An 11,024-nucleotide genomic window follows, 5' to 3' on the forward strand; every position below is an offset into this window, starting at 1 on the left:
CACCCAAACGATCGCAAAATCCTGCTGCCCATGGTTCATGACATCCGAAAGCGGATCTATCAGCAACAGCACGAAGTGGCTAATACTCAAATTACGCTAATCCAGAGCCGACTGGCAGTACTAAAGCAACTGCGAACGCTTGAGGATCAGCTGTACGAACAACAAAAGCGAGGGAACTCCGTTTCAGAAGAAGACTTTGAGCAAATTCGTATCGCACGCAACCTACTTGCCCAAGGACAAGATAACGAGGCGACTACAGTGGTTAGTGAAATTCTGCAATCTACCACTACTCAGGCACGACGTCGTGCAGCAGATGGCTTGAACCCTGCGGAAACCGATCTTTGGCATGTAGCGGTTAACCTCGACAAAAGTGCCCGAAATGCGATCGCAGAAATTGAGAAAAAAGACCCCTTAAACCAAATCGAACAAGTCCAGCAATTTCTTGTATCACTAGCAGGGTTCTCAGACCAAATGCGAGCTGAAGCAACTTTTTGGTCTGTTCGTCCGCTGCTCTATCTGGTCTTGCTCACCGGGCTGACCCTCATAGGCTTAAACACGCGCTACATCGAGAAAGGCGATGCCTTCGGAGCCAAACCTATGCGCGATTATCTGGTGCTGCTGCTGTGGGGATTGAGTGCCGATGCCGCAAGTCGCAGCCTCAGCAGTTTACAGGGGCAACGGCAATGAAGTCAAAATATACTCTGAAGTAAAACTTTTGGTTTAGCTTCTATGCGGAAGGAGCGGATGGTACGGTAAGGCATCTCTACTGCAAAAACGCCTTTCAGCATCGCCAGACGCTCTTTCAGGTTCATTGTGTTCATGCCTGTCTGACCAATGTAGTCTAGGTCTGGTCTATCACTCCGCTGGATTCGATAAAGCCCAGTTAGGGTAGGAATAGTTGAGCCGTGCCAGCACCCTTCTAGAGGGTACCAGTCAGACCAGGTAAAAGCTTCCTGTACGTTCAGCATACTTATTGCTTTATTCGACGCTGGTTCAACGTGAGTATTTAGAATCACGAACCATTGTTCTTGTTGGAGTTAGATTTCCCTAACGAAGAGACACAATCGCTCTCCTGGTGCTTCTTAACTATAAGTTAGAACAACATGAATCTTTCTGAATGTTTAACAGAATCTTATTTGACGTTCCGTTTCTCAGAAGCTATCTTGAGATGAACATATTTACTACTTCTTTAGATAGATAGTTTTGGGCTAACTGACAAACCAGTTGCCTTATCTCGGTAGGAACCATTTACCTAGCTCCATCGATTTCATAACCCGCTTCAACGCGGCTACTTTGCTATGGAAAATTACGTTGAATGGTTTGCTGAAATTACTCAAAAAGCACCCTTTCCCTATCAGATACGGCTTGCAACTGCGCCGGAACTTCCAATTCTATTAAACGTACCAACGGGGGCAGGAAAGACAGCAACAGCAGTGCTGAGCTGGCTTTGGCGTAGACGGCATAATAAAACGCGCCAACAAACTCCGCGTCGTCTGGTTTATTGCTTGCCGATGCGAACCCTGGTTGAGCAAACCTATGCCGAGGTCACTGGATGGCTACAACGAGCAGGACTGAACAATGAGGTTGAGCTACATCTGCTGATGGGTGGTGCTGTAAGCAACCGTTGGGAAGCTCATCCAGAGAAAGATTGTATTCTCATTGGTACACAGGATCAGCTTCTTAGCCGAGCCTTAAATCGCGGATATGGTATGAGCCGCTATAAATGGCCCATCCACTTTGCTTTGCTGAACAATGATTGTCTATGGGTGATGGATGAAGTGCAGTTGATGGGAGCGGGATTGAGAACAACCGCCCAATTGCAAGGGTTTCGAGAAGACAAGAGCTTCGGCACTTATGGAGATACCCGCTCGCTCTGGATGAGCGCAACACTTGACCCAGAACTGCTGCAAACGGTCAATTACAAGCTTGATCTCAGCCAAACTCATCACCTCACTGCTGCGGATCTGCTGAATGAAACGCTGAAGCGGCGGATGCAGTCTCAGAAGCGATTAGTGAAAGCGGTTACAGTGTGTTCAGCGAAGGAAAGTGAGTACGTAAAGGAACTGGTGAAAGAGATAGTTGCTGCCCATCGTCCCAGCTTCCTTACGTTGGTCATTTGTAACCGGGTCAGTCGCGCCCAAGAACTTTACAAAGCACTGGATAAACAAACTTCTGAGGAAATTACCCTAATTCATTCACGCTTTCGAGCCGCAGAACGACAGGCTCTTAACCGAAAACTACGAGAAGGCAAGCTTTCTGGCATTGTGGTCGCAACTCAGGCGATCGAGGCAGGAGTAGACATTTCAGCACAAACCCTATTTACAGAACTGGCTCCCTGGTCATCGTTGGTGCAGCGGTTTGGGCGATGCAATCGCTATGGAGAGTGTTCTGATACGGCAACTGTCTACTGGATCGATATTCCTGACTTGAAGAAAAATGCCAGTCCTTATGCCCCTGAACCACTGGAGGCTGCGCGATCGATCCTCAAAGACCTGAATGAGGTAGGACCAGCTGCACTAGGGAAGGTTAAGGTTCCGAAGGCGGAGATTGAAGGCTTAATCCCGCGTCGGCATGACTTGCTGCAATTGTTTGATACCTCAACTGACTTGGCAGGACACGACATCGATATTTCATCCTTTATTCGAGAGGCAGATGAAACGGATGTGGCGATCACTTGGCGAGACTGGTCAGAATCGAAGCCCCCTCATGATATGGATGCGATTCAGCAACAGGAACTTTGCCGGGTGAGCATTGGAAAAGCCAGGGAGTTTCTTGAGCGACTGAAGAAGCAAAATCAGAAAGCCTGGGTACAGGACGGTTTACGAGGATGGCAGGAAGCAATGACCCTTTGCCCTGGAATGACCGTGCTCGTGCATTGCTCCGCAGGTGGATATGACCCTGCTCTAGGATTTACAGGCGTTGCTTCACATACTCCAGCCGTTCCCTTGGACGAGCGCATTGAACTAGACCAGGACGATCGGGATAGTTTGAGCCGGGGAGCAACCAAGTTTGTCGAGCTGGCTGTCCATTCTCAGGATGTTGCTGAGGAAGTCGAAACCTTATGCCAACAGTTTCCAACGTTTGAGTTACCCGTTGACTTTCTTATTAGGGCAGGACGATGGCACGATGCAGGCAAAGCGCATCCGGCTTTTCAAACGGCACTGACCCATAATCGACCTGAGCAGGTAGGTGAAACGCTGTGGGCAAAATCGGACCATGACTTTAAGAACCCAGGCGATCGCTACTCAATGCCCCGCAATCGACGTGGCTTTCGGCATGAGTTAGTTAGCGCACTACTGGCACTACAAGCACAGGAAAACTTTTTGCTGTGCTATCTAGTTGCCTGTCACCACGGCAAAGTCAGAATGACAATTCAGCCTCGCCCCACAGAAAAGCCTACTGGAGTAGAACGATTTGCGCTGGGAGTCTATGAAGGCGATCGCGTTCATGACCAGCTTCCTGAAATTGACTTGGGTATGGGGCTGAAAATTAAGAGCCAGTCACTTTCGCTGAACTGTATGGGGCTGGGAGACAGTGAACAAGGTGCTTCATGGACAGCACGAGCGATCGCCCTATTAGAAGAACATGGACCCTTCAAGCTGGCATTTCTAGAAACTTTGATTCGGATTGCTGACTGGCGCGGTTCTGCCAGATATGCTCCTCACATCTTGGAGGTAACGGATGGCTAAATTCATTACGTTACAGGGCTGTACGCCAGAGCCACTGTCCAATTACCTCAAAGCATTGGGCGTACTGCGGCTCATCGTTGAACAGAAGCAGGATACTCAGGCAAAGGGCTACTGGCAGAATGATGCGTTTGTTCTGGTAACGAGCCTCACGCAGGATGAACTGGAGACATTTTTTCTTCATCACTACCAGCCCACCCCGCTGGTCGCACCTTGGAATGGAAGCACTGGATTCTATCCAAAGGATGTAGCACAGAAGAAGCTGCTCAGGGCAATCCAGCAGGCACAATCAAAGCGGCTCCAAAGCTATGGGGAGACGATTGCCATAGCACAGGAGCAGGTTGATGCTCTAAAGCTTGTAGTTCAGCCTAAAGAAAAAGAGGACAAACGACGACTGCTGGAACGATTACGAAATACCCTTTCAGATGAAGCTGTGAAGTGGCTGGATACCTGTGCTTTAGTCACATTAGAGGATCTAAAATTCCCGCCACTAACCGGAACTGGAGGCAATGACGGTAACTTTGAGTTCAGCCGCACATTCATGCAGCAGCTGCAGGAGTTGATTGACTTCGCGACAGGTGAACCGACAGGTAACGCTCCTTCCCTGCTGAAAGCTGCACTGTTTGACGCAACGCTGCCATCCCTTCCGTTTAATGGCAAGATTGGGCAGTTTAATCCGATCGCAGCAGGAGGAGCGAATGCAGCTCCAGGCTATGACGCTGATTCTAGGGTCAATCCCTGGGATTTTGTACTGATGTTAGAAGGGATCATGCTGTTTACAGCAGGAGCAACCCGTCGCTATGAACAATCAGAGCAGGGCGGCTTTGCCTATCCTTTTACCGTGCGTCCTTCTAATGTGGGCTACGGCAGTGCTGCTGAGGGAGATGACGCAAGAGCAGAGTTATGGACACCACTGTGGTCCGCACCGACAGGGTTGAAGGAGCTACAGATCTTGTTCAGTGAGGGACGGGCAAAGGTCGGCGATCGTACTGCTCGCTATGGGGTGGACTTTTACAGAGGTGTTTCAAATCTCGGTCGCGATCGAGGCATTAATGAATTTGTTCGCTACAGCTTCCAGGTTCGTAATGGGCTGTCTTACTTTGCCATTCCCCTCGATCGCTTCCAACCTAAGCACAATCCCCAGATTGATCAGTTGATGGAGATTGACAACTGGCTGGACAGCTTCAGATGGGCATCTCAGGATGAAAAGGCTCCTACTTCGGTCAAACGGGCACAGCGACGATTGGAGACGGTGATTATTAACCTGAGCCGAGAGAAGGCAACCCTCCTCGATGTGCTGATGGCGTTAGGTGAGGCAGAGGCAGCACTGGATCGTTCTCTGAAATTTACTCAGGAAAAGATGCGCCATCCACTACCGCTGCTCAAAGTTGAGTGGGTTCAGGCTTGTATGGAAGACTCCAGTGAATTTCGCTTGGGATTAGCTCTAGCAAGTCGTAATCTGCGACAGCGATTAGTGCGGGTGCGACCTAAAGCAGGGGGACGGGTGTGGGACTGGACGAACAACGAGGACGGTATCACGACCTGGGAAGCCGGGAAGCTGATGAGTAACTTGATTGGATTGTTGAAGCGAGAGGAGATTGAAGACCAGCGACGGAAAGAGGCGGACGGTTCCCAGGAAGAGGCAGTTCATAAGGAACTGGTTGCCCCACTAGATGACGTCATGTGCTGGATCAATTGCAATGTGAACGAGGAGCGGATTGAAGCGATCGCACGTGGGCTGAGCCTGGTCGATTTGTCGAAGTCGTTTAAATTGCCGCCACTGCCAAAGCTGCCCATTCCTGTTGCCTATGCACTATCAGCGATTGCCCACCGTCGCCGAATTAAGCGGGAAGCCTGTCAGAAAGTTTTTGGTCGCTATGTTCTGGCACAGGATTTAACCTTACCCAGAGTGCCTGCCCTACTCGCAAAGCTGGCGACGGGCGACTGCTATACCGCAACGAAGCTTGCCGTTCAGCGGCTATATGCAAGTGGACTTGATCCAGCCGTGACAGAAGGTGTGTATGAGCCAAGCAATCGTACTCTGCGGATTGCTTCGGCACTAGCATTTCCCATTTCAGATTTGGATCTGGCTCGACTACTGAAGCAGATTCGCAAACTTGACCCTAAGGAGTAATTTATGGATTTTACAGCTCTAAAAGACCACCCGCGTTTATTGATTGAAGCCAGCCTTGAACCGCTCCAGGGCACTCGCTTTCAACCTACTGGCTTTCCTGATTTGGGAGCAGCAACCTATCAGCTTCCCGGCAATAACACGCGGATGCTGCTACTGGAATCAGCACAGAGCATTGCGAATCGTTTAGAAAGCAGTATTTGGGATGAAGCCAATCAGGATGTGGTTGCTCCACTCCAAGGCATTCCCTACGTGGTGGTGAAGCAGGATGACAAGGTGCTAACCAACTCACTGTTGGAAGCGCATCGGCTCAACTCCTTTTACATTTTGGAGGGCAAAGACCGGAGTTTCTTTGAGCAATTGAAGAAGGAACTAGATGCTTCGACTGAAGGAGCCGTAGATTTCCGTAAGCTAGCTCAAGTGCTTGCCCATTATGATCTCAACTCTCTCCTGCACGGCATATTTTTATCAAAGAAGGAAATTGCTGGAGGACGGTTTAAGCTGGCGCGGGCGTTGTCTGGTTTCATCGAAGCGTACAACATTGAGGTTGTTAGCTCTGGTGGGGTTAAAAATGACCGAGTAAATACCCAGGCAGACGCTAAAAAGGGAGGCGGCAACATTCCCTACCACCGGGAAGAGTACACTGCTGAGAAAATTACGGCTTACTTCAGCTTGGATTTGGCACAAATTCGCGGCTATCGCTTAGGGATTGATCTGGAGAACTTGCTGACTGCGATCGCCCTTTACAAAATTCAGCGGTTCCTCGATCGCGGGTTGCGCCTCCGAACTGCTTGCGACTTAGAAGCAACTGCCATTACTGTGAAGCGTCCTGATGGGTTTGAGCTACCAAGCTATGCAGATTTGACGGAAGCGTTGCCGTCATTAGTCCAAGCGGCTAGAGGGGCCTTTGCAAATCCCCCTGTCACCGTTGTTCAGTATCAGGCTGAAGCCAGCGAGAAGAAGAAATGAGCGTAGGACTGTCTATTCAATTTCTGACAGGTCGCTATCATGCGACTCCTTGGGATCATCAGGTCAATGAAGGGGTAGTAGAATGGCCACCTTCACCCTGGCGAATTTTGCGAGCATTGGTTTCGGCTTACTACCGTTTACCAGAGCAGCCCGATCGCACATTGATGGGACAATTGCTCAACCAACTTGCGAATCAGCCACCTGACTATGCACTACCAGACTATACCGCTGCTCATACTCGGCACTATATGCCAGTTTGGAAGGAAGGCAAAGCGACAACGACTAAGGTATTTGACACCTTTTATGCCTTACCCGGCGGCGCGATGTCTTCTGAGGCAGAAATTCAGGTGGTATGGTCGGGAGTTGAGCTAAGTGAAGCAGAGCAGCAGTTGCTTCAGCAGCTTTGTTGTCAGGTTGGCTATTTAGGTCGGGCAGAATCTTGGGTTGAAATGCAAGTCGTAAGCAATAGCAAGCCCTGTAACGCCAAACCATTGCGGGATGAGGAAACCAATCCTACAATAGAACGGCTGAGAGTGCTGGCACCGTTAACAGTTGAAGGATTGCAAGGATTTCAGGCAGCTCTAGCCGTTTTGCCTCAGCCCAAGAAAGGTAAAGCGAAGTGGAAAGCTCCGGCAGACATTCTAGAAGCGTTAGAACTAGACATTGCCAATTTACACGGGCAGAACTGGAATGGTATTCCCGGAACCCGTTGGATTGCCTATAAGCTAGAGCCGAACAGACGGAATTTCTTGCGATCGCAGCCCTCTCTCCCAGAACCACCAACCTTTGCCCGTTTCGCCCTTTCTTCCAATGTACTGCCCAAGCTAACCGAAGCTATTTCACTAGGAGAACGGTTTCGGCAGGCGTTGATGAGCTGGAGTAAAGATGCAGAAGGACAATCTGATCCAGTCTTTGTCGGTCGTAAGCCCAACGAATCGGGTGAGGATGGCAAAGGCAAACCTGCGGAGGGACACCAGCACGCTTGGTATTTGCCGGAGGTCAACAGCAAAGGCAGGATCAGCCATGTAACTGTCTATGCACCAGGGGGCTTTCAAGAGCGAGCAATTTCAGCATTGCGTCAGATCCCGAAAGTTTGGGGAACAGAAGGGTTTGATGTTCAAACTGTCTTAGTTTCCCTTGAACGAACCGAACATTATCACTTTGAGCGTGAACAGCTCGGATGCTCACTGCTTCTGGGTAAAAGTTGCAGATGGCAAAGCCTTACGCCAATGGTGTTGCCCAGGCATCCCAAATGCAATCATCGGGGTCAGCCAAAGTACATTGCGGGTACAGCCTTTCAGATTGATGGACCAGAACATCAAACCCTGCGCCTTCTCAGGCAATTGTTCAACCATCTGAATCGTGAATTGTCGCTGGATCAATGTATCGAAGTTCAGTATCCAGGTGATGACGTGGGTGATTGGCTAGGGTATGGGCGTGAGAATGGGAAATGGCTTGTGAGAGCTAGGTGCTTAAGTGAGGAAGCAGGCAAACAATTTAGCGGCTATCGCTGGCAAGCGTTTCAGCGTCGGCGTTATCACGGTGATGGAAGAAAGGAGTCCGATCGCGGATACTGGATGGAAATTGAGTTTGCTGAACCGAAAGCAGGTCCAATCGCCCTCGGCTATGCCGCTCACTTTGGCTTGGGTGTATTTGTCCCTGTTTTTGGACGAACGGATAGGGAGGTGTAAAAATGCGATCAGCATAATTGAGGCTGCAAACCTAAACAGGATAAGCCATACAAGAAAAAGCACCAAGATTTGATCCGCGCAGCCTGCAAAACCCTTTTGCATAAAGGCTCTAAGCCCTTCTGAGTAGAATCAGACTTGTCTTTAACAGGTGTTAAAAGTGGCTCAGTATAGTGGTCCGCGCAATAGAACCTTGAAAACTCCATATAGTAAGTGTTTCAGAAGCCCGCAGTTAAACCGCATCTCTTTGATGTGGCTCCGTTGAAGCCTGCCAATCCCCACCACGGGCGCAGTAAGTGAGCGAGTTAAACCGCATCTCTTTGATGTGGCTCCGTTGAAGCTTTGACTATGTGCCGCTGAATCAGCAGTCTAATCGTTAAACCGCATCTCTTTGATGTGGCTCCGTTGAAGCTCGGGCAAGGTGAGCTTAGGGGTAATCCTGCAAGGTTAAACCGCATCTCTTTGATGTGGCTCCGTTGAAGCGGGCAAGACCTTGGGCGGAACGCTCTCCACAGCAGGTTAAACCGCATCTCTTTGATGTGGCTCCGTTGAAGCATTTTCTTGACCAGATTGATAAGCAAATTAGGGGTTAAACCGCATCTCTTTGATGTGGCTCCGTTGAAGCTGATCCCTATCCGGCGGCCGTTTTCCCCCTTAATTGGTTAAACCGCATCTCTTTGATGTGGCTCCGTTGAAGGGGATTCTGCATTGTCTTCTCAGTACGTGGCGATATTGTTAAACCCGCATCTCTTTGATGTGGCTCCGTTGAAGGGAGCTGAAGCGGGAAATTGCGCTACAGCAGGAAGCCGTTAAACCGCATCTCTTTGATGTGGCTCCGTTGAAGCTCTTAGTCAGCGATCGCGAGTCGCAGAGTTGCCGTTAAACCGCATCTCTTTGATGTGGCTCCGTTGAAGCACAATTCGGAATCCTCGCGCCCGTGCCCGATCGATGTTAAACCGCATCTCTTCGATGTGGCTCCGTTGAAGCAATACAGAGCTGATTCTGAATATTGCCTCCCTGATGTTAAACCGCATCTCTTTGATGTGGCTCCGTTGAAGCCAGGCAACGATCAACCTATACAGTGACTTTTTATTTGTCGTGGAAACACATTAGCGTCGTTCGAAAAGCAAAGCTAAACCTGGCTTACTTTTCTGCCTAAAGCCAGCTTGGCAATCCTGATGACCGGATGCTAAAGCACTGAGCGAACTCGCTCAGCAATCCTGCAACAAAAAAGGTTTTGCTCAGCGACACGAATTTGTCTCGATGGCATTTATTTTGGCACTGTACAAATTGCGTCAATCTGCTCAATTCGTTTCTGTAATAGCTCAATTTGCTTGTCTAATCGCCTAAGAGTTTTGCCCCGATCGAGCGCTGCTTCATACTGTCCAACCTCAGAAGCCTTGATGTATTTTGACTTCTTTCCAGCAAACTGAGCCTTGCGGCTCCTCAACTGCCAGTGAGCTTTACCCGTTCTGGCAGTCCCGCCTGGTTTTGAGGGAGCAAGCCAGCAATCAAACAGAATGTCTCCCTCATTGCTGATCCGGTTTCTTTCAGCTTCCAGTGCCTCCAGGTTTTTCAGCAAAGCAAGGTATCTGGTCACGCTCTGATTCGTGTGCATCTTGCCCAATTGCTCTAACTTACACACGAATCAGAAGTAGGAAAGCTGTCAGGAGTGCGGGGCGGACTGGCAGGTGAAGTGCTGAGATCAGGGTTTTGACCAAACGAACCCATACAACCCTCATTCTTTCGTTGCTGAATCTCTTCTAATCGATCCAACGCTTCATATAATTCTCGATTAATGCTGCGCTGATAGCGGCTAAAGAGTTCCTGCTGCTGCATTCCTTGGCTGGATACCTTCGCCTGATTCATGCGGACTTCAAAGGCTTTATACTCCGCTAAAAGCTGCTCGATCGCCTGAATCCGTTCCCTTGCAAGCTGCTGGACTTGGGTAATACGGGTAACAACTTCCTCTGCTGAAGGTAATGGTTCTGAACAGGGTTGTTCCTTGTGCTCACAAGTCCACCGATCGAGCCACAAGTCAAACTCATCCTGTGCTTGATAAACGGGGGCAGTGCGATCGTGAAGACAATAAGCACCACCAATAGACTCTTGTACCCCTTCAAGCCACGTCTGGAAATGAGGAGCTGTCTTGAGTAGGCGCATATCTTCATCAAACAAACTAATTAATCGCCCCAGAATCTCACGCTCATCAGCCAGGACTTGCTGAGACGAGATTCGTTGTTCGAGGAGATCTGACTCCACCTTAACTAGGGGCGGAACCACTAAGTCTGGAAACTGAGCTTCCTGTTGCGCCTTCAAAATCTCAAGATTCGCGATCGCTACCTCGGCTGACCAGAGCCGATGTTGCTTTACCATTCCCATTGCCACCTGTTGAATCAGGAAATGCTCAGTTGGGTTTTGGGGTTGGTAGTAATCGATCAATCCTTGAAGCAGAGTTTCAAACGCTGTCAAATCTTCCGTAACCAGCAAAGGGGGCTGTTTTGCCAGTAAGCCGTGTTTCGTTGCATTACGGCTGGCGATCGCCTTTCC

Annotated in this window: 7 protein-coding genes and 1 CRISPR repeat array; of the genes, 5 read left to right on the forward strand and 2 right to left on the reverse strand. The window is 49.6% G+C overall.

Going from position 1 to position 11,024, the window contains the following annotated elements:
• From H6F80_RS22140 to csb2, 5 genes are all read left to right on the forward strand, one after another.
• Nucleotides 1–687 (forward strand): hypothetical protein (locus H6F80_RS22140; RefSeq protein ID WP_206755105.1); only part of this gene is annotated, 687 nt, incomplete at its 5' end.
• A 611-nt stretch (nt 688–1,298) separates the two neighbouring features.
• Nucleotides 1,299–3,689, forward strand: a complete 2,391-nt coding sequence (gene cas3g, locus H6F80_RS22145; RefSeq protein WP_190793700.1) for a type I-G CRISPR-associated helicase/endonuclease Cas3g — start codon at nt 1,299–1,301, stop codon at nt 3,687–3,689.
• Nucleotides 3,682–5,820 carry a type I-G CRISPR-associated protein Cas8g1/Csx17 gene (gene cas8g1 / locus H6F80_RS22150; RefSeq protein ID WP_190793701.1) on the forward strand — a complete coding sequence of 713 codons (2,139 nt, stop codon included), beginning with the start codon at nt 3,682–3,684 and terminating at the stop codon, nt 5,818–5,820. Before cas3g ends, cas8g1 begins: the two co-directional genes overlap by 8 nt.
• A 3-nt stretch (nt 5,821–5,823) precedes the next feature.
• A complete protein-coding gene (gene cas7g / locus H6F80_RS22155) occupies nt 5,824–6,786 on the forward strand; it encodes a type I-G CRISPR-associated RAMP protein Csb1/Cas7g (protein ID WP_190793702.1) in 963 nt (320 codons plus the stop codon).
• Nucleotides 6,783–8,477 carry a type I-G CRISPR-associated protein Csb2 gene (gene csb2, locus H6F80_RS22160; protein WP_190793703.1) on the forward strand — a complete coding sequence of 565 codons (1,695 nt, stop codon included), beginning with the start codon at nt 6,783–6,785 and terminating at the stop codon, nt 8,475–8,477. Before cas7g ends, csb2 begins: the two co-directional genes overlap by 4 nt.
• Nucleotides 8,478–8,711: 234 nt before the next feature.
• A CRISPR array of direct repeats spans nt 8,712–9,532; the repeat unit is 30 nt; unit sequence CCGCATCTCTTTGATGTGGCTCCGTTGAAG.
• A gap of 212 nt (nt 9,533–9,744) precedes the next feature.
• Here csb2 and H6F80_RS22165 read toward each other — a convergent pair.
• Together H6F80_RS22165 and H6F80_RS22170 are read right to left on the reverse strand one after the other, a co-directional pair.
• Nucleotides 9,745–10,074, reverse strand: a complete 330-nt coding sequence (locus H6F80_RS22165) for a hypothetical protein (RefSeq protein WP_190793704.1) — start codon at nt 10,072–10,074, stop codon at nt 9,745–9,747.
• Nucleotides 10,075–10,106: 32 nt separating this feature from the next.
• A partial coding sequence (locus H6F80_RS22170) for a hypothetical protein (RefSeq protein ID WP_242067510.1) occupies nt 10,107–11,024 on the reverse strand: 918 nt, incomplete at its 5' end.

It is taken from the genome of Leptolyngbya sp. FACHB-711 (assembly GCF_014695615.1).
Taxonomy (GTDB): Bacteria; Cyanobacteriota; Cyanobacteriia; order Elainellales; family Elainellaceae; genus Leptolyngbya_A.